Source organism: Zobellia sp. 1_MG-2023, assembly GCF_030549125.1.
GTDB classification, from domain to species: Bacteria; Bacteroidota; Bacteroidia; order Flavobacteriales; family Flavobacteriaceae; genus Zobellia; species Zobellia russellii.
In genome coordinates this window covers 493,231-517,522 of record NZ_JAUOSY010000001.1, presented here as the reverse complement: position 1 = coordinate 517,522, position 24,292 = coordinate 493,231, and the positions used below count along the sequence as shown (strand labels likewise).

Below are 24,292 nucleotides of genomic sequence, written 5' to 3'. Positions count from 1 at the left end.
AAAAACAGGAATATGTCCGAAAAGAACATAAGATTAGAGGTAATGCAGGCCATTGAGCCGCAGGTGGATGGATTTATGGAGTCTTTTCTCATAAAGCCAGAGGACATTTGGCAACCGAGTGATTTTTTGCCCGATTCAGAAAATGACGGTTTTTTAGAGGCAGTTAAAGAACTTAGGGGTGAATCCAAAGAGTTAGGTTATGACTTTTGGGTAACCATGGTAGCAGATACCATTACGGAAGAAGCCCTACCAACTTACGAGTCTTGGCTTATGGATGTTGAAGGTATAGACCAACATGGGCCAAATAAGAAAAATGGTTGGTCTAAGTGGGTTAGGGCCTGGACGGCCGAAGAAAATCGTCATGGAGATGTTCTTAACAAGTATTTGTACTTGTCAGGAAGGGTCAATATGCGCGAAATAGAGATTACCACACAACATTTAATTTCCGATGGTTTTGATATTGGTACGGATAGAGATCCATATAAGAACTTTGTTTATACATCTTTTCAAGAATTGGCTACCAATATTTCTCACAAAAGGGTAGGTCAAATGGCCAAGAAAAAGGGCAATGCACTTTTGGGCAAGATGTGTACCATTATTGCAGGAGATGAAATGCGCCACCATTTAGCATATAGAGAATTCGTGAAAACCATTTTTGGTGAAGACCCATCAGGTATGATGCTGGCTTTTGCGGATATGATGAAGAAGAAAATTGTTATGCCGGCCCATTTTTTACGGGAGTCCGGTGGTACGGTAGGTACGGCGTTCGAGAACTTTTCTAACTGCGCACAACGTTTAGGGGTATATACGGCGCAAGACTATGTAGATATCCTTAGAAAGTTAAATGCATATTGGGAGCTTGATAATGTTAGAAGTCTTTCTGACGAAGCGGAAAAGGCCCGAGACTATTTAATCAAATTACCAGCAAGATTGGAGCGTATAGCCGAAAGAATGAAATTTCCTGAAGACCAGTATAAGTTTAAGTGGGTAGATGCTAATGGTATGATTTAGCAAAGCCTTCTTTAGGGATAAAAAAATCCGGTTCATTATTGAACCGGATTTTTTTTGCTTAAGTAGGTATATTTTGTTTTGTAGGTCAAGTTCCAATTTGGGATTGTTACTTGTTTCGGTTAAGTTCTAGAGTAGATTTGGGGTCAATACTATCACTTAATTACACTGTAAAACTAAGGCAGTTTTCTCTACTGTATAAATTATTGTTGTAAACGTTGTGTATAGTGTTGTGAAAAATATAATGAGTACAGTTTTACCGATGAACGGCCTATTTCCAATAAAAAAACCCTCCGTTGAGGGAGGGTTGAAATACTAGTAAAAATTGAGATTATAATTTTCCGTGGTCATGCTCGTCTTGCCATCTGGCCAATTCCGCCCATTTGCCTTCATAGCACATTTTGGCTTGCATAGGCCATGATGCGGGGTCATGAATTTTATAACGGTCTCCGCCACCTTTAAGAACCTCTTGGCATCTGGCCACTGAAGTTTCGGATAAGGCTTTCCATGTTTTAATGCCTTCGGCCTGAAATAGCCCTTCAATTTTGGGGCCTATTCCTTCAACTACCTTTAAATCGTTTTCCTTAACGGTCTTGCCAATGGCGGCTTTTGCAGCTGCAGCATCAAAAGGAACGAGTACGGGTTTTGGCGCCATGGCAGCAGGGGCCGCTGCCGCCGTTGCTCCCAAGGAAGAGGAAACATCAGGTTTGTCCGGCATGGTCAATAGTTTTTGGTTGCACGCTTCAAGATCGGCCTTTAATTTCGCATTCTTATCATGGCAGCGTTTTAGCTCTTCAGAATTGTCTATTACTTTGGTATTTCCTTTGCCGATCAGATATCCTAGAATACCACAAATTACACCTACAAGAAGAGGGATTAGCCAGCACCAAATATTTATATTTCCTGATTCCATTTTAGTTCAATTTTAGTTGTTGATTATTTAATAGTAATTACGGTTCGTCTGTTTTTTGCCCTACCCTCTTCAGTGTCGTTGCTGGCAATTGGGTCTTTTGGGCCTTTTGAGTCGGTTTGTATCCTGTTATCCAAAATCCCGTTTTTCATAAGATAAGCTTTGGTAAAATCCGCTCTATCTTGACCAAGTCTCATATTTGTTTTACGACTACCTTGACTATCCGTGTAACCAATAATCTGACACTTGGCATTTTCAACCTTATCAAGATAGTGTGTAATGTCGGCTATTTTCTGTCGTTGCTCTTCCGATGGATTGATAGAGGCTTCGGCAGTATCAAAATACAGGATTAGTGGGTTGGCCGTGATTTTATCATACAGGGCTTTTATTTCGTCTTCCGCATCTGCTGAGACCTCTTCAATAACGTAGCCTACAGGTCCGCCGTAGATATCATTGTCCGCAACCATTTCATCCATTAATTTGCCGTTGGTGTTAATTTGTGAAGATGGAATTTCTTGTGAAACAAAGTAGTTCTTTACAGAATTTGCTCGGGCGAGACCTAGATTTGGAAAAGCTGAGTTATTTTTTTCGTCACTAGTATAGTAGCCGGTAATGTTCAAAATTTTAGTGTCATTATCGGTCATAAAGTTTTTAAGCCCAGGTAAGATTCCGTTTCTCACATTTTCTGAAACAGGTTCCAAATAGTTAGGCGAAGATGTGTTAAAATTGAAATTATCTTCCGTAGAATAGGCAAAATCGCCATCGCTCAAAGCAAAGGGGTAGGAAGTTGCTTTTGGGGCAACTGGAGCTGGAGTCACTTGTTTTTCAGGTTCTTCTTTTTGTGAGGCGATTGCTCCGCAATAGCTGCAACACGAAAAATAGAAATAGGTACCTACTATAATGGTAATGATAATACCAAGTAGGTAAAGAGTGGTGTTTTTCATAGTTAATGGGTTATAAGTGTTTAGTGTACAATGTATTAAAAAAAATAGAACTATTTCTAAATCTATTAAATTAATAGGTAAAGTACTACAAAAATTTCAATATGCATTATATTGGTAACAAACTCTATCATATTTGATGCTCTTTTTGTCGTTTTATCTCAAAATACTAGAAAGGGTATAAATCAGTGTAAATAAGCGGTTTGTAAATTGATTAGGTTGATGGAGAAAGTGAATCTACCATCCAATACTATGAATGTTTTCTGATTATTGGATTCAGGGTATTTTTTTTAAGCAGTACCGATTATACAAGAAAACGAACAAGTTATAGGGGTATTCCATAGGCTCACACATAATCATTTTTTGAGTTGACCTAAGATAGATACATTTATAGGGCGAAGAAACAGGGACACTAAATGACACTAGTTATGAAAGATGAAGTAGTAAAGGCAGCAACCTTTATTTGCATGTTCGTGGTCTTGGGGTTACAAGCACTCATGCATGGAAGTTGGAAGGTACAAGAGATTGACACGTTAAGAAATGACCGAAATAAGATATAGTGGTCAAGAGAAAATTTTAAATAGTTATTTGAGTTAGTGTTTTAAAAACCCGCTAATTTTTCGTTTGTCTATTCGGGGGAAGGGCAAATGATTAACGGCGGGTTTTCACATTTAAAAAACACTTAAATCTTAAAGGTCAAATTTTATTCCCTGGGCCAAGGGAAGCTCAGTCGTGTAATTAATAGTGTTGGTCTGTCTTCTCATATAAACTTTCCAAGCATCGGAACCGGATTCGCGACCACCGCCAGTTTCTTTTTCACCGCCAAAAGCCCCGCCAATTTCTGCTCCTGAAGTTCCTATGTTTACATTGGCAATACCGCAATCACTACCCGCCACGGATAGAAAATGTTCCGCTTCTCTTAGGTTATTGGTCATTATAGCAGATGACAACCCTTGTGCTACACCATTTTGTGTCTCTATAGCATTTTCTATAGATCCAGAATATCTTAAAAGGTAAAGCACTGGGGCAAAAGTTTCGTGCTGTACAATTTTAAAATCAGGTTTTGCTTCCGCTATGGCCGGCTTTACATAGCAACCGCTTTCGTAGCCGTCACCTTCCAGTACACCACCTTCAATAATAATTTTTCCACCTTCGTCTACCACTTTTTCAAGTGCTGCGTTGTACAAGGCCACGGCATCCGTATCTATTAATGGGCCTACATGGTTGTTCTCGTCCAAAGGATTGCCAATTCTTAGTTGCTTGTAGGCATCAACGATAGCTGTTTTAACTTTATCATAAATGCTATCATGAATGATTAATCTTCGTGTGGAAGTACAACGTTGGCCAGCTGTTCCAACAGCACCAAAAACAGCGCCTATAACCGTCATTTTTATATCTGCATCCGGTGTTACGATAATGGCGTTGTTACCCCCAAGTTCCAACAAGGATTTGCCCAATCTGGCAGCTACCGTCTGTGCTACATTTTTTCCCATTCGTGTAGAGCCAGTGGCAGATACTAAAGGAATTCGGGTATCATTGGTCATCATTTCTCCAACTTTATAATCGCCATTGATCAAGCAAGAGATGCCTTCGGGTAAATTATTGGCTTTAAAAACTTCAGCAGCAATGTTTTGGCAGGCAACACCACATAGTGGTGTTTTTTCTGATGATTTCCAAACACATACATCACCACAAATCCAAGCTAAGGCCGTATTCCATGCCCAAACGGCAACAGGGAAGTTAAATGCGGATATGATACCCACTACGCCTAAAGAGTGATATTGTTCGTACATGCGGTGCCCTGGTCTTTCCGAGTGCATTGTAAGGCCGTGCAATTGTCTGGAGAGACCAACGGCAAAATCACAGATATCTATCATTTCTTGGACCTCGCCTAATCCCTCTTGATAGCTTTTGCCCATTTCATAAGATACAAGCTTTCCTAGAGCTTCCTTTTTCTCACGTAACTTTTCTCCAAATTGACGAACAATTTCACCACGTAACGGTGCGGGCTTGGTTCGCCAAGTTTTGAAAGATGCCGTGGCAGCTTCCATAACCTTTTCATAATCTTCTTTTGTAGTCGTATTTACTTTCGCAATTAACGCCCCATCAACGGGTGAGTATGATGAAATAATTTCGCCCGAACCAAAATTTGAAGATCCTGTAGAGGTTCCATTATTTATATCCTGAATACCTAATTCTTTAAGGGCTTTATCTATACCGAATTGCGATGCTATTTTTGACATTTTATAACTTTTTAAGTATGTATTGTTATATTTTTGATAAAGATACTTTATCTAAGTCAGAAAAATAAATTTTATCAAAATGCTTTAAGGGTAGTTTTTTAGCTTCTTTGTAAACTTGACTTTAAACTAGCTTAGCCAAATAAAATAAGAGCTATTGCAGTTAATGCCGGCAAGGCCTGGATATAGAAAATTTTCTTTTCTACCGAGAAGGCGCCATATAGTCCTGCAATAGAAACACAGCCAAGAAAGAACAGTGCAATGTTTGTTTGCCATGTAGTATCCGTAATGAGGAGTGACCAAATAAGGCCTGCCGCTAAGAAGCCATTGTACAAGCCTTGGTTAGCGGCCATGGGTTTTGTTGGCTCAAACAGTTCGGCAGGGAATTTCCTGAATACTTTTCTACCTTTTGTGGTCCAAGCGAACATTTCAAAATAAAGAAAGTACAAATGGAGAAGAGCAATAAAACCAATTATTATTTTTTGTGCCATAGGAGTACTATTAATGTTTGTAGCCTCCTCAATTGGAGGAATTACACTTGATTACCGAAAGTTACGGTAAAATGGGTTCCGCTGTCGCTGGAATCATAACTAAATTCCGCGGAAATTTGGCGGCATAGGGCCTTTATGATATCAAAACCTATCCCTTCTGCATTTTCAACGGAAAAATCTTCTGGAAGCCCCTTGCCGTTGTCCTTAATTGAGAATGCGGCCATGCCGTTATCCAATATATCTACATCTATGATAAGCTCATTGTATTTAGTCGTATCGGGATAGGCATGCTTTACTGCGTTGGTTACCAATTCCGATATAATTAGGGCAAGTGGTACCGCCCTATCAAGATCTATGGATATTTCCGGGCAGTTTATTTTATAGGTGAAAGTTGGGGATATCTTGTTCTGATACTCCATTAAATCCTTTAGATATTCATGTAGGTTTACTGCTTTTGAGTCTTTGTCCTGATAGATTTTTTGATGGGTAAGGGCAATGGCGGATATTCTGGCCTGACTGTCCTGCAATGCAGTAATAGCTTCTTTACTGACCAATTTTCGCTTTTGCATGTTGATGAGGCTAGACGTAATTTGAAGGTTGTTCTTTACCCGGTGATGGATTTCCCTGAGCAAATTTTCCTTCTGTTTGTTAGATTCCTCTAGTTCTGCCGTTCGTAAAAGGACACGGGCCTCTAAACGGTCATTATGATTGTCTCTTCTGCGGGCTAGGTGGGTTAACAAAAATGTGGTGGCCAACCCTAAAAGTAATACCACATAGGATTCAAAAATATGGGGAAAGGACAGATACTCTTCTTTTGGTACAAAATGTACTCGCCATTTGCTATCTACGGCCCTTATGGTTTTTTCAATGGCAGTTTTGTAGTTAAAGTCACTTTCGTCTACATTATTGAATAAAAGTGCATTGCCCGTATACTCATGAATGCACATGTTCAATACCTTAACTTCGGATTTTAGGGTTTCGGAAATAAGCTTGTCCATACGGTAGGCTCCAAGGACAACGCCTTTGTTTTCTCCCGTTTTACGGTCATTAACCGCTTTTAATGCTAGGATACCCTTGTCGTAATCACTATCTGCAATTAGGGTTATAGGGCCTGAGATTGCAGGTTTATTGCTTTTGATGGATCTTAAAACGGCATCTCGTTTAGTGCTGTCCGCATAAAGATTGTAACCCAGTACTTTTTTAAATGGGGCTAAGGGATTGAGTACTCTAACGGGGTAATAGACGTCTCGTGTCTTGGAAGGAACTAGGTTGCTTTCCAGGTCAACCTCATTTATTTTAGTGAATTTCTCAAACGTGCTCTTCTCGGAGTCTGTAATTTTAGGGGACCAAGCAAGTGCTTTTATCCCATTAAGTTCTTTTAAAAACGGATTTGTAAAACGTTCAAAAAGATGCTGGGGTATAAAACTTTTGTTCTCATAGAAAAAGGCCATTGACTCAACTACTAAGTTGACCTTATTAAGTTCGTCCTCTAATTTTATTACTGATTTGGTGACTGCGTTATCTATAGCTGCCTTATTTCTTAGCAGGTATCTGTTGTTAATGGAAAAGAAAATGAACAGGGATAAACTAATTCCTGTTAGCAGTATTGCCAAGTATTTTAGAATCTGTGATTTGGTCATAAGAGGTTGGTGTGGGGACTCCTAAAAAAAACTGGCTATGCCGGTGATACTTCCAAAGAACGGTAATTTTTCGTTTTATATAGGAATTATTTTTTAACTGTTGCTAACAAATCTGGTATCAACAGGCATAACCGTACCGCAATTGTCGCATGTACGTAAATCTTCCGAACCATAAAAATATTTGAAATGCTTTAAAAAATCTATTTCAATATCATTTAAGGTAAAGTAAGCTTCGTAAAGTTTATGATTGCAATTATCGCAAAACCATAGTAAGCCGTCATCAACGTTCATGTCTGCCCTTTTTCGTTCAATAACCAGTCCTATACTGCCTTCATGCCTAACAGGGGAGTGTGGTATTTTGGCAGGATGCAGATACATATCGCCCGGTCCTAGCGTCATTGTTTTCTTTTTTCCCTCCTCTTGTATATGAACTTCTATATTCCCTTCTAGTTGATAGAAAAGTTCTTCGGTTTCATTGTAATGGTAATCTTTTCTGGCGTTTGGGCCTGCAACCACCATAACTATGTAGTCTCCGGCATCTTTGTAGAGGTTTTTGTTACCTACGGGAGGTTTAAGGGTGTGCCTATTTTCTTCTATCCAACGGTTTAGATTAAAAGGAGCTTTTACGGACATTTTTTTGACATTTACAGCCAAATCCTTTTGCCCGTGTTTTTACACGCGCAAAAGGAGCGGCCTTTTCATCTCAAATTTATGAAAAAGTATGCTGTATTACTAGTACGTAGATGTAGATAGTGGACTTTAACGTTTAAAAAATTAACGGAAAAATATTTGGGTAAAATATAGTTTTCCATTGGCATCCTTCTTAACGCTCACTGCGGTGTGCGTAAATTCATCCTCCATAGTTTTTTTATGGCTAGAACTGTTTAACCACCCTTTTAGCGCTTCGGAGGCCGTGGTGTAATCTTTGGCAACGTTCTCGGCAACGTATTCCGCAGCCTCTTCTGAAGATATCTCAGAAGCACGTGAACTAAAATTGTCATGGTTCAGGCCTCCTTTGGCAATCATATAGTCTGTGTGTTTATTGGCATGTTCGTATGCCACAGAGCTAAATTCCAGTGAGTTTCTTCCAATAGAAAGCCGGTGTCCGTTAACGGCTTCAAGAAGTTCTTTTTCTACAGTTTCGGCGTTCTCGGTCTCGATAATATTTGTGGATTCCACGGACTCTTTACTACAAGAGGCCAAAGTACATACAAATAAAACGAGGGCCACATAGTGCATTCTCATTTTCATACAAAGTTCTATTTGTAAGTAGGCGCGTTCTTTAAAAAGTAGGAGAGAAGAGTGGGGTGTTCTCGTGTTCTATAGAACGATAAGGGGGATATGTTCTGAGGCGAATATCTAAAATAATATGATTAGTTTCCTCTATAATTTTCACTTTTCGATGAAATACACCTTTCTAATAAGTTATTGTAAGTCAAACCGCACGTTGCCTTTGCGTATCTATTTTAGTGCTCGCATCCAACAATAACAAATCTATTTCGTTTCTACTGTAAACAGGGTTTTTAAGAATACCGTGATTCAATGAAAACCGTGATGTATTGTGTTTTTTAACTGCTATTTTTGTGTAAAACAATCTTTCTATGAAGGTCAGTTCATTTTTTCGTATTCTGTTGCTTTTTGCTTTTTTATCGGCATGTAATTCTAAAGGAGAGAGTGCGGCCAAGCGAGCGGATAACTTGAATCGTTTTCAGGATTACGTAGGTCAGGTCTCGCACGGAATTATCTCTGCTCAGAGCAGTGTAAGAGTAGTTTTGAACGCACCGGTAGACGGGTGGAATGCAGGAGATGAGCTAACCGAGAATCTTTTTAAAGTATCGCCCAAAGTAAAAGGCAAGGTAGTAGCTCTAGATAATCGTACAATCGCATTTGTTCCCCAAAACGGTTTTGACCAGAATAAGGAGTACCGTTTCACCCTTCATTTAGATGATATTATAAGTGAACTGCCCAATGATCTGCACACCTTAACTTTTAGTGTAAAAACGCTGGAGCAGCAGTTTAACATATACACCAACGCCCTTCAATCCTATTCCAAAGAGTTACAATACATAACGGGACAGTTACGAATGGCCGATGTTTTTCCTCTAGAGAAGGCAAAACAATTGGTTTCAGCCACGCACAATGGCAAGACAGTTCAAATTAATTTTGATGCCGGAACGGAAAAGGGGACCCAATTTTCTTTTAGAATAGATAGTATCCAGAGGTCTGCGGAAGACTCTAAATTGGAAGTATCATGGAACGGAAGCCCGTTTAAGATAGAAAGTAACGGCACCGAGGATATAACTATTCCCGGCAAAAATAATTTTACGGTTTTGGATGCCACGGTAGAAACGGGTGAAAACGCACTGGTATCCGTTAATTTTTCGGACCCTATTAAGAAAGGACAGAATTTTAAGGGTTTGGTGGTGCTGGAACAAGATGATAATCTTAAATATACCGTAGATGGGAATACGTTAAAGGTATATCCTTCAAAAGATATAGAAGGTACGGTTACATTACAAGTCTACGAGGGCATACAAAGTACGGACGGCAATAAGTTGAAAACCAAATTTACGGAGCGCGTTGCTTTTGAAAGGTTAAAACCACAGGTGAGGTTACTTTCCAACGGGGCAATTTTGCCATCCTCCAGTAATCTAAAAATCAATTTTGAAGCAGTAAGCTTGGCATCGGTAAGGGTTTCGGTATTCAAGATTTATGAAAACAATATCCTGCAATTTTTGCAAAACAACAATCTTAGCGGACAGGGAAATTTATTGGCCGTTGCAAGACCTATTGCCCGGAAGAAAATTACATTGGATAATGTTTCCAATTCTAGCGGAAAATGGTCCGCACATGCACTTGATCTTAAGAGTTTAATTACACCAGATGCCGGTGCTATGTATAGGGTAGAACTGGATTTTGGTCCAGAAGACAGTGCCTATAAGTGTGAGGATTCCAATTTTGGGTCTTTAATAGAGGACGAAGCTAATTTTGATGAGGAAAATGAGAATAGTTCTTGGGACAATGTAGAGAACTATTATTACGACGATTACTATTATAACTATAATTGGAACGAAAGGGAAAACCCTTGTGACCAATCCTACTATTACGATAAAAAAGTAGGGATGAATATTTTGGCTTCCGATTTAGGCGTAACCATAAAGAAGGGAATCAATAAAAGTTACTTCGTTGCCGTAACCGATATTTTAAATACCAAGCCAGTAGCCGGAGCTAAGGTTACATTTTACAATTACCAACAGCAAATTTTAGGGCATGTGGTTACGGATGCTGAGGGTATGTCCGTTTTTGATGCTGAAAACCAGGCCTATTTTGCGGTTGTTGAAAGCAACGGTCAAAAAACGTATGTAAAATTAAATGACGGTAATGCGCTTTCCGTCAGTAAGTTTAAGGTGTCCGGTGTGCAACTTCAAAAAGGACTTAAAGGATTTATTTTTGGGGAACGAGGTGTTTGGCGCCCGGGAGACAAGATTTTCCTTTCTTTTATGTTGAATGACAATGCACATGAATTACCGGAGAACCATCCTGTAAAATTAGAACTGTTAGACCCTTACAATAAAGTGGTGCACCGTGAGATAGGAACAAACGGACTCAACAATTTTTATCAATTTAATCTAAGTACGGATGAAAATGCGCCTACCGGAAATTGGTTGGCAAAAGTCTCCGTTGGTGGGGCTACGTTTACTAAATCTCTTAAGATTGAAACTATCAAACCCAATAGGTTAAAAATTAAAACGGAGTTTGATGAGGAAATTCTAAATGCCACCCAACCCATTTCTGGGGATATGGAGGTAAAGTGGTTGCATGGTGCTATCGCAAAAAACTTAAAAGCGGATATTACGGCAAAATTCAATGCATCAATTACGGAGTTCGATAAATTTCCGGGTTATGTTTTTGATGACCCCACCCGTAATTTTTCGGCGGAAGACCAAGTGGTTTTTGATGGAAAAATAGATGCCGAGGGAAAGGCGCATTTTAGAATGAACCCTCAACTTACAAGTAAGGCACCAGGCATGTTAAAGGCTGCTTTTATCACTAAGGTTTACGAAAACGGAGGTGATTTTAGTACGGATGTTTTTACTAAAACGTATTCGCCCTATAACACTTATGTAGGGCTCACAATTCCTAAAGGTGATAAGAACAGGGGAATGCTTTTGACCGATACCCCACATACTTTTGATGTGGTTACTGTGGACGAAAAAGGAAACCCAATGGCTACTAAAAATTTAAACGTAACCATTCATAAAGTCAGTTGGAGGTGGTGGTGGGATACTTCTGCGGATAATTTGTCTAATTATAGCAGTAGTCAGTATCATGAAAAGGTTTTTGAAAAAACAATAAGTACCAATGCGAGCGGTAAAGCTAATTTTGATTTTGAATTAAAGTATCCTGAGTGGGGTAGGTATTTGGTACGTGTAGAAGACCCTAATGGAGGGCACTCCGCAGCCAAAACAATGTATATAGATTGGCCAGGATGGGCCGGAAAATCCCGAAAAACGGACCCTTCTGCGGCAACTATGTTGGTGTTCTCTACAGATAAGGAAACCTATAAGGTAGGCGAAACCGCTACGGTTACATTTCCTAGCTCTTTGGGAAGTCGTGCTTTGGTCACGGTAGAGAACGGTACGGAAGTTTTGGAAACTCTTTGGGTAGATACGGCCAAGGACGAGACAAAATTTGAGCTTTCCATGAAAGAAATGTATGCGCCCAATGTATTTGTCCATATTTCTTTATTGCAACCCCATGCCACAACTTTGAATGATAATCCTATACGGTTATACGGTGTTGTTCCTGTTTCGGTAGAAAATCCGGAGACTAAAATTTCGCCCGTTATTGCCATGCCTAACGTATTACGGCCAGAAGAGACCATAACGGTTAATGTGGGTGAAAAAAATAAAAAGGCAATGACGTACAGTATTGCCATTGTAGATGAAGGGTTGTTGGATTTAACACGTTTTAAAACCCCAAATCCTTGGGATACCTTTTACGCCCACGAAGCACTTGGCGTTAAAACTTGGGATGTTTTCGATGAGGTTATCGGAGCATTTGGAGGTAAGGTAAATCAAGTATTCGCTATTGGCGGTGATGGCGAACTAGCAGGTGCAAAAAACAAAAAAGCCAATCGTTTTGAACCCATGGTAGTTCACCTAGGTCCTTTTAACCTAAAAGAAGGGGAGACCAAGAACCATGAGGTCAAGATTCCAAAATATGTTGGTTCCGTACGCACTATGGTCGTGGCGGGTAATGCAGAAACAGGAGCTTATGGTATGGCAGAAGAAACCACGCCCGTGCGCAAACCGTTAATGGTATTGGCTTCGTTGCCTAGAAAAATTACACCGGGAGAAACGGTAACCCTTCCTGTTACGGTCTTTGCCATGGAAAAGAAGGTGAAAAATGTAACGTTGAAATTAAAGTCGGACCCATCTTTCACCATTTCCGGTGATGCCACTCAAACACTCACTTTTAGTCAGCCTGATGAGAAAATGGCCTATTTTAAACTACAAGTGGCCGATTTTAAAGGTGTAGGAAAAGTTGTGGTTGAAGCCTCTGGTAACGGGGAGACCGCTTCTTTTGAAATTCCTATTGATGTGGTGAATCCTAATCCGGTTACATCAGAAGTGCAAAAAATAATGTTGGAGCCTAATTCTACACAGACCATAAATTTGGAGACTTTTGGTGTTACGGGAAGCAATACGGCAGAAATTGAGTTTTCTACTTTACCTGCAATGAACTTTAATGGTCGTATGCAGAACCTCATTAGGTACCCTCATGGTTGCTTGGAACAGACCACTTCCGCCGCATTTCCGCAATTGTATCTCTCGGATATTTTTGATTTAGATGGAAATAGAAAAAAGAACATACAGCAGAATTTAGTACGTGCCATTAAACTTTTGGGAGGTTATCAAAATGCTACCGGAGGGTTCTCGTATTGGCCCGGTCAGAACTATTCTAATGATTGGGGTACTTCATACGCCGGACACTTTTTGCTGGAGGCCGAAAAGAAAGGGTATGTCCTGCCCATTGGTTTTAAATCTAGTTGGATAAAATATCAGCAAAACAGTTCAAAACAATGGCGTTCGGGAAGTAATAGTTCGGATTTGGCGCAGGCTTACCGTTTATTCACCTTAGCATTATCGGGCAATGCAGACGTATCCAGTATGAACCGGTTGCGGGAAACAAGTGGCTTGTCCAATGAGGCTAAATTTAGGTTGGCCGCTAGTTATGCTCTAATTGGTCAGGATAATGTGGCCAAATCTATTTTGAGTAAGGCTTCATTGAATTTTGAAAGCTCTACTAATGAATATACCTATGGTTCTTCGGATAGGGATAGAGCCATGGCCTTGGAGTCCTATGTCTTGGTAAAAGATAAAAGCAAAGCCCAAGACTTGGCCAAAACTATAGCTGGGCGTATTTCCGAACCTAGATGGTTAAGCACACAGACTACGGCCTATAGTCTTATTGCCATGGCCAAATTCGCTGATCTTGTTGGGGGTAAGGGTATAAAAGCAACGCTAACGGTAAATGGTAAGGGCAAAAATGTAGAAACAGCAAAGACTTTGGCTACTCATGAGCTCGCCATTAAAAACGGGACAAATATATTAGAATTGAAAAATACAGAGGCCAATACATTGTTCGTTACCATTGTTAATCAGGGAATTTTACCCGTAGGTAAAGAGAAAACCATACAGCAAAATCTGGTGGCAAACCTAAAGTTTAAGGGCAGGGATGGCTCCATACTTAATGTAGCACAAATGCAGCAAGGAACGGATTTTGTTGCCGAGGTAACTTTAACGAATACTACGGACAAGGCAATTAAGAATGTGGCTTTTACAGAGATTTTCCCGAGTGGATGGGAGATAGTGAACACCCGATTTACCGATTTTGGGAAATTTGCGGATAACCAAGTAACATACACCGATATTCGTGATGACCGAAGCAACTTTTATTTTGATATGAAGAAGAACGAAGAAAAAACATTCAGGGTATTGTTGAATGCTTCGTATTTAGGGAGATACTATTTGCCCGGCATCCAAGCGGAAGCTATGTATAATAATGATTATGTAGTGCGTACACCCGGAAGATGGGTAGAGGTGGTTCAGTAGAAAACATTCTATTTATTAAATAAAAAAGACCCTGTTAACAGGGTCTTTTTCGTCTTAAAAGTAAGTAGTGTTTTTTATTTCTTTTTATATTTTTCTTGATATTCGCCATTGCCTTCATCAAAAGTAAGAGTCAGAATATCACCGGAAACCTTATATTTTGCAACAGTTACATCTGAATTTCCTTCAGTACCGTAATCCAGTTGAACTTTTGAGTTGAATAAATAGGACCAGGTTCCGGAGTCATGAACGCCTTCTATACAGTCGCCACTGCTACTATCCGTACTATGAAACTCATAATCAAAAACGTTTCCGTCTTTAAAGCGCAATAAATCCATGCTTTCGCAATCGTTAGTGGGTTCTTCGCCTTCATCATCTATATATGCAATAAGAGACCAAGTTCCTGCTAGGTCACCATCGTCACTTGAGCTGTCTTTTTTACATGAGGTGAAAATGCAACCTGCAGCCAAAAATAATAGTAAAATTGGTTTTTTCATTTGAATCAGATTTGGTGAAGTACTAAAACGCTGGTACATTTTAGAAATTACATGTTGGTACATGTTTTAGAGCAACTACCACTTTTAAGGGTGAAGTTTATAGCTTAACAAGCGTTTTATTCGGTAAAAAACGGCGAGTATATTTCCTTTTGCTTGAAACAGAAGATATTAGGTGTTAGATACTAGCTTGGAGGGTTTCTTTTTGTATTTCGCCTTTTGGGTTTGTTTTTTCTTCCTTAAGCACCTTGTTGAAAATAAATGCGCCAATTTCCTTTATAGGTTCGTAAAGAACGGAGTCTTTCATGGTTTCATCCTTTACAACACCTGCAGAATTGTTGACGCGTTCAAAGAATATAAGTAAAGCGCCCAAAATTACGGCAACTTTCACAACACCAAAAATACCGCCTGCAATCTTGTTCAGTAAGCCAAGCATAGCAAAATTGGCTATTTTGGTTAAAAATCGTCCGGCCAATTGCACGGCAAAAACAATAACAATGAATGTGATTACAAAGGCTGCAATATTAATATACCGTTCGTTCCATTCCATGTTTTGGGAAAGGTAATCACCTGCGTAGTATGAAAAATGAATAGCGCCGTAAATACCTGCAATCAGAGCAATAAGAGAGGCAAGCTCTACGAAAAGTCCGTTTTTTAAACCTTTCCAAAGTCCGTATAAAAGCAGTAATCCTAAAATAATGTCCAAGAAGCTCATGGCGAATGTCTTTACACAAAAGTAGTATTTTGATTTGTACCTTTGCTACTTATATTCAATCGGCGGAAAAACGCAAAGAGATTAATGGCAAGAGACGAAGAGTTAAAAGAAAAATGGAACGCGTTGGTAGAAAAGCTATCCGCCCAATTTGCTAGCGGCGATACCTTGGAGCTAGATGCAATTATATATCTGGTAGGAATCCAAGAATTAGGACAGTACCACAAAAAATATAAAAAAGACGACAAGTTAGATTTAATGCACATTGCTATTTGTCGTTTATTGGAACCCTACGGGTATTATGAATTTGAATTTTTTGATGAAGAGGGTTGGCCCCACTACATTGTTAAAGAAGAATTACCAACATTAAAAGCCGGAGAGCAATCGGTTTTAATGAAAGAAGCCATTGTTGGGTATTTTGTGGAACGAGAGTATATATAACATATGTAAAATCTATTTTTTTCTATCGAATGAAAAGCAAGCCCCCATATTATGCGGTCATCTTTACCTCTCTCCTTACAGAAGATGTCAATGGGTACGCCCATATGGCCCAAGAAATGGAGAAGTTGGCCAAAGAGCAGCCTGGTTATCTAGGTATAGAGAGTGCTCGGGAGCAGTTGGGAATAACGGTTAGTTATTGGGAAAATTTGGATGCTATAGCCAATTGGAAAGCCAATACGGATCATCTCTTTGCCCAGCAAAAGGGAATCAAGGATTGGTATTCATGGTACAAGGTGCGCATTTGTTTGGTAGAGCGAGAGTATGATTTTACGAAATGAAACAAATTGGCCCATTTTGTAGGAGACATCCCAAGAAACTGATTGCATTGGCAATCGTGTTGATTGCCTATTATTTCTGTCTTCCCCAAAAATTATTTAATTCCCCAACGGCAACGGTAGTAGAAAGTGAAAATGGCACTTTGTTGGGCGCAAGGATTGCAGATGACGGCCAGTGGCGATTTTCGGAAGTGGATAGTGTTCCGTATAAATTTGAGACCTGTATTCTTCAGTTTGAGGACGCATATTTCTACAGTCACCCAGGTTTCAACCCCGTAGCCATATGCAAGGCTATAGGAAGTAACATAGCCGCAGGAAGAACGGTTCGTGGTGGTAGTACGCTCACCCAACAAGTAATCCGGTTGGCCAGAAAAGGAAAAAAGCGTTCTTACTTAGAAAAGTTTGTGGAGTTGATATGGGCCACTCGGCTTGAACTGAAAAAATCCAAAGAAGATATACTTAAGCTTTACGCCAGCCATGCTCCTTTTGGAGGGAATGTTGTGGGTATAGATGTGGCCTCATGGCGTTATTTTGGGTTACGACCGTATCAATTGTCGTGGGCAGAATCTGCTACATTGGCGGTATTGCCCAATGCACCAAGCCTAATTTATCCGGGTAAGAACCAGACAAAGCTTCTTAAGAAGCGTAATCGTCTGTTAAAAAAGCTTTTTGAAAAGCAAATAATCGATCAGACAACTTATGAGCTTTCCTTGTTGGAGTCACTTCCAGAGAAACCCTTTCCGCTTCCAAAAGCCACTCCACATTTAGTACAGTACTTAGCTAAGGAAAATAAGGGAAAACGCATCAAAAGCACTATAGATGATAATTTACAACGTAACGTAAATGCTATTGTAGAAAAATATCATCAGAACCTTAAGCAAAACCAAGTGCACAATGCCGCTGTTTTAGTGCTTGATGTTCATACGAGAGAAGTATTGTCTTATGTGGGAAATACGAATACGACCAAAGAGCATCAAAAAGATGTAGACATGGTTCAGGCCAATAGAAGTACGGGCAGCGTTATAAAGCCGATACTTTATGCGGCCATGTTAGATGCAGGCGAATTATTGCCGGATATGCTCGTAGCAGATGTACCTACCCAAATAGCTGGCTATACGCCCGAAAATTTTAATGAGAACTACAGCGGTGCCGTTGAAGCAAAAAAAGCCTTAGCCCGTTCATTGAATATTCCGGCAGTTCGTTTGTTACAACAATACGGATTGGAAAAGTTTAGAGATCAACTGGATTTTTTTAAGCTGGGTGGGATAAATAAATCTTCAGACCACTATGGGTTAACCTTGATTTTGGGCGGTGCGGAAAGCAACTTATGGGACCTTTGTAAAACCTACGCGAATTTGGCCTCTACCCTTAACCATTTTAATGAAAGTTCTAGTGAATATTTTACCAACGAGTTCGCTGATTTAGTTTTGAAAACAGACCAGACGGTCCATTTTGGAGAAAAATCGCTAGAGAAAACCGTTTTTGATGCCGGGAGCATTTACCTCACTTTTGAGGCTATGAAGGAGGTAAATAGACCCGAGGGCGATGAATCTTGGCAGTTCTTCGATAGCAGTAAAGAAATTGCTTGGAAGACCGGAACCAGTTTTGGAAACAAAGATGCTTGGGCTATTGGTGTAACTGCAGACTACGTGGTCGGAACCTGGGTTGGGAACGCAGATGGTGAGGGAAGACCAAATGTAACCGGAGTATCCTCTGCAGCACCTTTGTTATTTGATGTATTTAATGTGCTTCCTAGGAGCGAATGGTTTCAAAAACCATGGGATGAATTTGTAGAAGTTGAGGTGTGTGCCCAAAGTGGGTATTTAGCAACTGACATTTGCCCGGTAAAGACTATATCTATACCTAACAAACAGAATTACGTTACGGAATGTAAATTCCATCAGATGGTGTATTTGGATAGCGCAAAACAGTTTAGGGTAAATTCTTCTTGTGCCCAATTGGCTTCGGCAATGCCCGAATCTTGGTTTGTATTGCCCCCGTTAATGCAATTTTATTATCGACCCAAACACCCGGCCTATAAAGTGCTACCGCCCTATCGTAGTGGTTGTAATAATACCAGTCTTTCGCCTATGGAGTTTATTTATCCCAAGAACGGAAGTCGTATCAACCTAACAAAGGGTTTTGATGGAAAAACAAATGAGGTTATTCTAAAAGTGGCCCATGCCAAGCCGGAAACCGAGGTGTATTGGTACGTAGATGAAACGTTTGTGGGGCAGACCAAGAACTTTCATGAAATGGCCATAATGCCCAAAGAAGGCGAGCATAAAGTAATGGTTGTGGACGCTTCGGGCAATGAGGTTGTTATAATAATATCCATTGAATAAAATTTGCTTCTTTCCACTATAGAATATTGCGTATATTTATTTACATTTGCTGTGCTACTCTATGCTACTTTGTGTAGTTTCGGCCTTAAACTTTTTTCATATGAAATATATAATATCGTTAGACCAGGGCACTACCAGTTCCCGTGCATTACTTGTGGACCAAGAGGGTCAAATTCAAGGAATGGTTCAAAAGGAATTTAAGCAGATTTTCCCAAAATCAGGATGGGTAGAACATGACCCTAAAGAGATTTTAGAGACTCAGATGGGGGTTTTGGCAGACTTGCTGAAGAAAGAAAAGGTTGATGTTAAGGATATTGAAGCAATTGGTATTACCAACCAAAGGGAAACTACAATGGTTTGGGACAAAACCACAGGAGAGCCTGTGTACAATGCCATTGTTTGGCAAGATAAGCGCACGGCGGATATTTGTGAGCATTTAAAAAAGAGTGGCTTAACGGAGCATGTACGGCAAACGACCGGCCTTGTCATTGATTCCTATTTTTCAGGTACCAAGGTAAAATGGATATTGGATAATGTTGAAGGTGCTAGAGCGAAGGCTGAAAACGGCGATTTGCTTATGGGTACGGTAGATACATGGTTGGTTTGGAACATGACGGGTGGAACAAACCATGTAACGGATTATACCAACGCATCTAGAACCATGATTTATGATATTGTAAATTTAAAATGGGACGATAAGATGTTAAAAGCATTGGGTATCCCTAAATTAATGTTACCTGAGGTAAAGCCTTCTGCCTATCATTTTGGTGATTATGAGATAGACGGAAAGAAAATTCCAATTGCCGGTATTGCGGGAGATCAGCAGGCAGCACTTTTTGGACAAGCATGTTTTAATAAGGGTACGGCAAAGAATACCTACGGGACAGGTTGTTTTATGTTGATGAATACGGGTGAAACGCCACAATTTTCTAAAAACGGACTGCTTACTACCATTGCATATGGGTTAGACGGAAAAGTGAACTACGCACTAGAAGGCAGTATTTTTATTGCGGGTGCGGCAATCCAATGGCTTCGTGATGGATTAGAGTTGATAAAAGACGCTAAGGAAACCGAGGCGTTAGCAGATTCAGTTGAAGGAGAAAACCCAGTATATGTGGTTCCGGCTTTTGCCGGTTTGGGCGCTCCGTATTGGGATATGTATGCCAGAGGCGCAATTTTTGGATTGACCAGAGATACGGGTAAAGCTCATTTGGCCAAGGCTACGTTAGAATCATTGGCATATCAGACCAAGGATATCCTTAAGGCCATGGAAGATGATTCTGGAATTCAATTAAAAAACCTTCGGGTAGATGGCGGTGCATGTGCCAATAATCACTTAATGCAATTTCAGGCGGATATTTTGGATTCGGAGGTTCACCGGCCTGAAGTAATAGAATCTACGGCTATGGGGGCGGCGTTCTTGGCAGGTATTCAAGTGGGTCTATGGAAACAAGAAGATGTTGATCAAAATAGGCCTATGAACAGAATCTTTAAGCCTACCTTTGACCGTGTTAAACGGAAACGCCTGTACAAAAAATGGAAACAAGCCGTTGAGCGCACCAAAGGGTGGGATGACAAATAAACGATAGTTACAACTGTACAAAAAAAGCTATGAAAAATATAAGGTTCTCTAATTTAGATAGAGCAAAAACAATACAGGAGTTAACCAATGATACCTATGACCTGGTGGTTATCGGTGGAGGTATTACAGGTGGTGGAATTGCACTGGATGCAGCTTCAAGAGGTTTAAAAGTTGCTTTGGTAGAAAAGGGCGATTTTGCATCGGGAACGAGTAGCAAGTCTACCAAGTTAATTCACGGTGGATTACGATATTTAAAACAATTTGACTTTTGGTTAGTAAAGGAAGTAGGGTCGGAGCGAGCTATTGTTCACAAACTGGCGCCACATTTAGTGCTACCGGAAAAAATGTTATTGCCACTTATTGAAAACGGTTCGTACGGCAAATGGCTTACCTCTATAGGGTTAAAAGTCTATGATATTTTAGCTCAGGTTACCGGCGAGGACAAACGTAAGATGCTGGAGAAGAAAGAGGCAATGAAACTAGAGCCTTTACTTCCAAAGAAAATAGTAAAGGGTGCAGGGTATTATGCGGAGTACCGTACGGATGATGCGCGTTTGACCATTGAGAACATTAAATCCAGTTTATTGTTCGGGGCCCAAGCCTTAAACTATGCATCTGTAGAAGACTTTGTTTATGTTGATGATAAAGTGGCCGGTGTTAAAGTAAAAGATGGTGTTAGCGGCGCAACCTTCAGTATCAAGTCTAAATATGTAATCAGCGCAGCTGGCCCATGGGTAGATGAGCTTAGAAGTACCAATAATTCTAAAAAGGGAAAACAGTTGCATCTAACCAAAGGTGTGCACCTTGTATTTCCAAAGGAGAAATTACCAATAAAACAATCGGTATATTTTGATGTTCCAGATGGTAGGATGATGTTCGCTATTCCGCGCGGAAAAATTACCTACGTAGGTACTACGGATACTAATTTTAACAAAGACAAGGATAACGTACGTACAGATTTGGCAGATGCTATTTATCTCATATCTGCGGTAAACAATATGTTCCCGAGCATAAACTTGGAAATGGAAGATATCATTTCTTCATGGGCAGGTTTACGACCGTTAATTCATGAAGAAGGAAAATCGGCTTCGGAATTATCCAGAAAAGATGAGATTTTTACTTCGGATACGGGTCTTATCAGTATTGCAGGTGGAAAACTTACCGGGTACCGTAAAATGGCGGAGCGTGTCGTGGATCGTATTGCTAAGAAGATGGAAGAGGAAGATGGTACGGAGTTAAAGGAATGTTTTACCGAGAAGATTTTCTTGTGCGGTAACGTTGATTTCAAGAAGTTCAAGCATGTAGAGAAATACATTGATGAAGTTTACGGCAGGATCAAACAGGATGGTTTTTCCAAGCATGATGCATGGTTCTTGGTAACCAACTACGGAAAACAGACAGAAATGATTCTAGAGAATTATGCTGGCGTAAAGGATGCCGATATATACGTACGCATGGCCAAGGCCGAGCTTCGTTTTGGTATTGATTATGAAATGGTACAAAACCCAATGGATTTCTTCATTAGAAGAACCGGCAGGTTGTATTTTGATATTGACAGCGTTCGAACTCTCATGGAACCTATTTTGGAAGAATTTAAATCTATTTACGCTGTAGATGATAACCAGATTTCTGCGTGGAGAGAAGTTCTACAAAAAGAACTGGATGATCATTCTAATTTTACATTAGATAGAGTGTAGAACCATACAGTAAGAAGTTAATCAAGTTAAGTTGAGTAAAAGGCCGGTTCCGTTTTCCAAAGAAACGAGCCGGCTTTTTCATATACCAAATGGTTTTTTATCAATCTAACTTGTCCGTCAGGGTATTAAATACTTTTTTAGCGCTTTTGTTTTCATAAAGTACAGCATAAACGGCATCTATTATAGGCACTTTTACTTTCTTCTTAAACTTGGATTTTATCTCGTAGGCACTCTTAGCGGCATAGTACCCTTCGGCTACCATACGCATTTCCATTTGTGCGCTTTTAACGGTATATCCCTTTCCTATCATATTCCCGAACATACGGTTACGACTAAAAGTAGAATATCCTGTCACCAATAAATCGCCTAAATAGGCAGACTCGTTAATATTACGGTCTATTTTATGAATACGTTTTGTGTAACGTTTCATTTCACGAATAGCATTGCTCATAAGCACACTCTGAAAATTATCTCCATAGCCCAAACCGTGTGCAATACCGGCTGCAATTGCATAAATATTCTTGAGCATGGCCGCATATTCCGTTCCAATAATGTCATTGGTAACTTTGGTCTTAATGTAATGACTACTCAGGTTTTGGGCTATGTATTGGGCTTTCTCGGTATCGGCACAAGCAATGGTCAAATAAGATAAGCGTTCTAGAGCCACCTCTTCGGCATGACATGGACCGGTAATAACCCCAATATTTTCAAAAGGAATATCATATTTCTCATGAAAATGATTGCCAACTATCAACCCGGATTCGGGAACAATACCCTTTATAGCAGAAAAAACAATTTTATCTTTTAATGAGGTGTTTATTTTTTTCAGCTCTCCTTCAACAAAGGCAGAGGGTATGGCAAATATTAAAATATCGGAATTGTCAACTGCTTTATTGATGTCATCAGTAAGTTCTAACTGATTGGTGTCAAAAGTAACCGAGGTTAAATAGTTAGGGTTGTGCTTTTGAATATTGATAAAACCTACGGCATCCGAATTGCGCATATACCAACCTACCTTTTCTTGGTTTACACAGAGCATCTTAACAATGGCCGTAGCCCAACTTCCACCGCCTAACACTGTAAATTTTTGATTCATCGTTCTATATTATATGGCTTAGTTCCTGTTAAATGGTTGGTTACAAGTATTGGTTTTTTCTCTTGTACAAAGCTAGGGAAATTAAAAATTGAAACCTTAAGTACTGATTAATAGACTGTTAATAATAATGGCACGGTGCTTGTTTTGTATAGAGGGAATAGTAATACCAAGATTATGAAGACAAAACTACTTTTAACATCCATTTTTACGGCTTTTTTAATGACTTCGTGTTATACCGAAGTTATTGTAGAAGATGAATTTATAGAAGAACCGGTTTATAACACAGATCAAGTATTACAATCATACGACTTGTGGTACGTAGATATAAACGCTACAAGAGGAAATGGCGAAGTTCCTTTTTTACAACGTGCTTTTACCGTTTCTTTTGATAGAGGTACAATGTATGCCAACAATAATATAGTAGGCATTGGTAGAACCGGCAATGGTTTAGGAATAGACGTAGGTTATTACAGCACTATTCGTGGAGCGGTAGAAATTGATCATGATGTAGATGGCCCGTGGCTTTTAGATGTTTTTGCCGTAAACGGGAGTACTATAGAGCTCTATGACGGGCGTTCGGATACATCTTATTATTTAAAGGGATACCAAGTTGGTAATTTTGATTATGATATGTTGTTTTACGAGAATATCAACTATTTTTTACAGGAGTACCATGCTTGGGAAAAAACATATACAAGTCTTGAAGGAGCATTAAATGAGTTCGATAACGAGAACTTTTTGCAATTCAATCCTACCTTTTTTAGGTCGTCTGTAGACCCGGTTGGAACACCCTTGGTAAACCTTCAATGGGATTTTGAGGGAGATTACTCGGTGTATGACATAGAACACGATGAAACGCTTAAAACTTTAACACTGGCTTACCGTTCATCGAGCAATGATTACTTTGAATTGTACGTTATTAATGAGAGTACAATTGAACTTTATCACCCTAGTAGTAAAACAGTATATGAGTTTAGGGGAAAAGGATATCAAGAGTACTTAAAAGCCGGAAAAGGCGCAGTAGAAAAAAAGAGAAAAAAGACTTCTAATCCCATAATGAAGGTGAAAAGAAGTAGAGATATATAAACGTTTTTTGGTTGGTTATTTAGTTAGAAATCGCCCTGGGCTGCAATGCTTGGGGCGGTTTTTTTGTATGAAGTACCTTCGTTAAGGTGTTATAAGCTAATTTTTACATGCCGTACACGCATATAAAATAGTTTCTGTACACCTAGGCAGTTAGGTCTC

The 24,292-nt window shown here is 39.7% G+C and carries 19 protein-coding genes; 9 read left to right on the top strand and 10 right to left on the bottom strand.

Annotated elements, in window-relative coordinates; all coding sequences use genetic code 11:
* Positions 1-12: 12 nt before the first annotated feature.
* Positions 13-1,011, top strand: coding sequence for an acyl-ACP desaturase (locus Q4597_RS02060; protein WP_215437225.1), 999 nt, complete (start codon positions 13-15; stop codon positions 1,009-1,011).
* Positions 1,012-1,339: 328 nt separating this feature from the next.
* Here the strand turns inward: Q4597_RS02060 and Q4597_RS02055 are convergent, their stop codons facing one another.
* Both Q4597_RS02055 and Q4597_RS02050 read right to left on the bottom strand, forming a co-directional pair.
* On the bottom strand, positions 1,340-1,921 hold the full coding sequence (locus Q4597_RS02055; RefSeq protein WP_303404569.1) for a hypothetical protein: 582 nt from the start codon (positions 1,919-1,921) through the stop codon (positions 1,340-1,342).
* Between the two features lie 23 nt (positions 1,922-1,944).
* The gene (locus tag Q4597_RS02050) at positions 1,945-2,862 is read right to left on the bottom strand and encodes an OmpA family protein (protein WP_303404568.1); all 918 of its coding nucleotides are present in this window, start codon (positions 2,860-2,862) and stop codon (positions 1,945-1,947) included.
* A 425-nt stretch (positions 2,863-3,287) separates the two neighbouring features.
* On the opposite strand from Q4597_RS02050, the gene Q4597_RS02045 reads away from it, so the two are divergent.
* Complete coding sequence (locus Q4597_RS02045) at positions 3,288-3,419, top strand: hypothetical protein (protein WP_303404567.1); 132 nt, start codon at positions 3,288-3,290, stop codon at positions 3,417-3,419.
* Between the two features lie 129 nt (positions 3,420-3,548).
* On the opposite strand, the gene Q4597_RS02040 is transcribed toward Q4597_RS02045, so the two are convergent.
* The 5 genes from Q4597_RS02040 to Q4597_RS02020 all read right to left on the bottom strand — a co-directional run bounded on the left by Q4597_RS02040 (position 3,549) and on the right by Q4597_RS02020 (position 8,481).
* Positions 3,549-5,102, bottom strand: a complete 1,554-nt coding sequence (locus Q4597_RS02040) for an aldehyde dehydrogenase family protein (protein WP_303404566.1) — start codon at positions 5,100-5,102, stop codon at positions 3,549-3,551.
* Between the two features lie 131 nt (positions 5,103-5,233).
* On the bottom strand, positions 5,234-5,590 hold the full coding sequence (locus Q4597_RS02035) for a DUF1304 domain-containing protein (protein ID WP_215437233.1): 357 nt from the start codon (positions 5,588-5,590) through the stop codon (positions 5,234-5,236).
* A gap of 41 nt (positions 5,591-5,631) precedes the next feature.
* Positions 5,632-7,230, bottom strand: coding sequence for a CHASE domain-containing protein (locus Q4597_RS02030; RefSeq protein WP_303404565.1), 1,599 nt, complete (start codon positions 7,228-7,230; stop codon positions 5,632-5,634).
* A 93-nt stretch (positions 7,231-7,323) separates the two neighbouring features.
* Positions 7,324-7,863: a 3-hydroxyanthranilate 3,4-dioxygenase gene (locus tag Q4597_RS02025; RefSeq protein WP_303404564.1), complete on the bottom strand. Its 540-nt coding sequence runs from the start codon at positions 7,861-7,863 to the stop codon at positions 7,324-7,326.
* A 141-nt stretch (positions 7,864-8,004) separates the two neighbouring features.
* On the bottom strand, positions 8,005-8,481 hold the full coding sequence (locus tag Q4597_RS02020; RefSeq protein ID WP_289037450.1) for a CAP domain-containing protein: 477 nt from the start codon (positions 8,479-8,481) through the stop codon (positions 8,005-8,007).
* A 350-nt stretch (positions 8,482-8,831) separates the two neighbouring features.
* Between Q4597_RS02020 and Q4597_RS02015 the strand changes: the two genes are divergently transcribed.
* The gene (locus Q4597_RS02015) at positions 8,832-14,348 is read left to right on the top strand and encodes an alpha-2-macroglobulin (protein ID WP_303404563.1); all 5,517 of its coding nucleotides are present in this window, start codon (positions 8,832-8,834) and stop codon (positions 14,346-14,348) included.
* Between the two features lie 74 nt (positions 14,349-14,422).
* Here Q4597_RS02015 and Q4597_RS02010 read toward each other — a convergent pair whose 3' ends face one another.
* Positions 14,423-14,842, bottom strand: coding sequence for a lipocalin family protein (locus Q4597_RS02010; RefSeq protein WP_303404562.1), 420 nt, complete (start codon positions 14,840-14,842; stop codon positions 14,423-14,425).
* Between the two features lie 175 nt (positions 14,843-15,017).
* Complete coding sequence (locus tag Q4597_RS02005; protein WP_215437251.1) at positions 15,018-15,554, bottom strand: CvpA family protein; 537 nt, start codon at positions 15,552-15,554, stop codon at positions 15,018-15,020.
* 84 nt (positions 15,555-15,638) lie between these two features.
* Between Q4597_RS02005 and Q4597_RS02000 the strand changes: the two genes are divergently transcribed.
* The 5 genes from Q4597_RS02000 to Q4597_RS01980 all read left to right on the top strand — a co-directional run bounded on the left by Q4597_RS02000 (position 15,639) and on the right by Q4597_RS01980 (position 21,951).
* Positions 15,639-15,992, top strand: coding sequence for a hypothetical protein (locus tag Q4597_RS02000; RefSeq protein ID WP_215437253.1), 354 nt, complete (start codon positions 15,639-15,641; stop codon positions 15,990-15,992).
* Positions 15,993-16,021: 29 nt separating this feature from the next.
* On the top strand, positions 16,022-16,330 hold the full coding sequence (locus tag Q4597_RS01995; RefSeq protein WP_303404561.1) for an antibiotic biosynthesis monooxygenase: 309 nt from the start codon (positions 16,022-16,024) through the stop codon (positions 16,328-16,330).
* Positions 16,327-18,672 carry a penicillin-binding protein 1C gene (pbpC, locus tag Q4597_RS01990; protein WP_303404560.1) on the top strand — a complete coding sequence of 782 codons (2,346 nt, stop codon included), beginning with the start codon at positions 16,327-16,329 and terminating at the stop codon, positions 18,670-18,672. Before Q4597_RS01995 ends, pbpC begins: the two co-directional genes overlap by 4 nt.
* A 100-nt stretch (positions 18,673-18,772) precedes the next feature.
* Complete coding sequence (glpK, locus tag Q4597_RS01985; protein WP_303404559.1) at positions 18,773-20,254, top strand: glycerol kinase GlpK; 1,482 nt, start codon at positions 18,773-18,775, stop codon at positions 20,252-20,254.
* A 29-nt stretch (positions 20,255-20,283) separates the two neighbouring features.
* Positions 20,284-21,951 carry a glycerol-3-phosphate dehydrogenase/oxidase gene (locus Q4597_RS01980; protein ID WP_303404558.1) on the top strand — a complete coding sequence of 556 codons (1,668 nt, stop codon included), beginning with the start codon at positions 20,284-20,286 and terminating at the stop codon, positions 21,949-21,951.
* Positions 21,952-22,051: 100 nt separating this feature from the next.
* Here the strand turns inward: Q4597_RS01980 and Q4597_RS01975 are convergent, their stop codons facing one another.
* Positions 22,052-23,047: an NAD(P)H-dependent glycerol-3-phosphate dehydrogenase gene (locus tag Q4597_RS01975; RefSeq protein ID WP_289037440.1), complete on the bottom strand. Its 996-nt coding sequence runs from the start codon at positions 23,045-23,047 to the stop codon at positions 22,052-22,054.
* Positions 23,048-23,221: 174 nt separating this feature from the next.
* Between Q4597_RS01975 and Q4597_RS01970 the strand changes: the two genes are divergently transcribed.
* Complete coding sequence (locus Q4597_RS01970; protein WP_303404557.1) at positions 23,222-24,133, top strand: nicotinic acid mononucleotide adenyltransferase; 912 nt, start codon at positions 23,222-23,224, stop codon at positions 24,131-24,133.
* Positions 24,134-24,292 lie beyond the last annotated feature (159 nt).

What these genes read in the sequence shown, in the direction of transcription:
- Q4597_RS02025 (WP_303404564.1), bottom strand. Translation starts at nt 7,863, where the DNA reads ATGTCCGTAAAAGCTCCTTTTAATCTAAACCGTTGGATAGAAGAAAAT.
- Q4597_RS01980 (WP_303404558.1), top strand. Translation starts at nt 20,284, where the DNA reads ATGAAAAATATAAGGTTCTCTAATTTAGATAGAGCAAAAACAATACAG.
- Q4597_RS02020 (WP_289037450.1), bottom strand. Translation starts at nt 8,481, where the DNA reads ATGAAAATGAGAATGCACTATGTGGCCCTCGTTTTATTTGTATGTACT.
- Q4597_RS02040 (WP_303404566.1), bottom strand. Translation starts at nt 5,102, where the DNA reads ATGTCAAAAATAGCATCGCAATTCGGTATAGATAAAGCCCTTAAAGAA.
- Q4597_RS02015 (WP_303404563.1), top strand. Translation starts at nt 8,832, where the DNA reads ATGAAGGTCAGTTCATTTTTTCGTATTCTGTTGCTTTTTGCTTTTTTA.
- Q4597_RS02045 (WP_303404567.1), top strand. Translation starts at nt 3,288, where the DNA reads ATGAAAGATGAAGTAGTAAAGGCAGCAACCTTTATTTGCATGTTCGTG.
- Q4597_RS02055 (WP_303404569.1), bottom strand. Translation starts at nt 1,921, where the DNA reads ATGGAATCAGGAAATATAAATATTTGGTGCTGGCTAATCCCTCTTCTT.
- Q4597_RS01995 (WP_303404561.1), top strand. Translation starts at nt 16,022, where the DNA reads ATGAAAAGCAAGCCCCCATATTATGCGGTCATCTTTACCTCTCTCCTT.
- Q4597_RS02035 (WP_215437233.1), bottom strand. Translation starts at nt 5,590, where the DNA reads ATGGCACAAAAAATAATAATTGGTTTTATTGCTCTTCTCCATTTGTAC.
- Q4597_RS02030 (WP_303404565.1), bottom strand. Translation starts at nt 7,230, where the DNA reads ATGACCAAATCACAGATTCTAAAATACTTGGCAATACTGCTAACAGGA.
- Q4597_RS02010 (WP_303404562.1), bottom strand. Translation starts at nt 14,842, where the DNA reads ATGAAAAAACCAATTTTACTATTATTTTTGGCTGCAGGTTGCATTTTC.
- Q4597_RS02060 (WP_215437225.1), top strand. Translation starts at nt 13, where the DNA reads ATGTCCGAAAAGAACATAAGATTAGAGGTAATGCAGGCCATTGAGCCG.
- pbpC (WP_303404560.1), top strand. Translation starts at nt 16,327, where the DNA reads ATGAAACAAATTGGCCCATTTTGTAGGAGACATCCCAAGAAACTGATT.
- glpK (WP_303404559.1), top strand. Translation starts at nt 18,773, where the DNA reads ATGAAATATATAATATCGTTAGACCAGGGCACTACCAGTTCCCGTGCA.
- Q4597_RS01975 (WP_289037440.1), bottom strand. Translation starts at nt 23,047, where the DNA reads ATGAATCAAAAATTTACAGTGTTAGGCGGTGGAAGTTGGGCTACGGCC.
- Q4597_RS01970 (WP_303404557.1), top strand. Translation starts at nt 23,222, where the DNA reads ATGAAGACAAAACTACTTTTAACATCCATTTTTACGGCTTTTTTAATG.
- Q4597_RS02005 (WP_215437251.1), bottom strand. Translation starts at nt 15,554, where the DNA reads ATGAGCTTCTTGGACATTATTTTAGGATTACTGCTTTTATACGGACTT.
- Q4597_RS02050 (WP_303404568.1), bottom strand. Translation starts at nt 2,862, where the DNA reads ATGAAAAACACCACTCTTTACCTACTTGGTATTATCATTACCATTATA.
- Q4597_RS02000 (WP_215437253.1), top strand. Translation starts at nt 15,639, where the DNA reads ATGGCAAGAGACGAAGAGTTAAAAGAAAAATGGAACGCGTTGGTAGAA.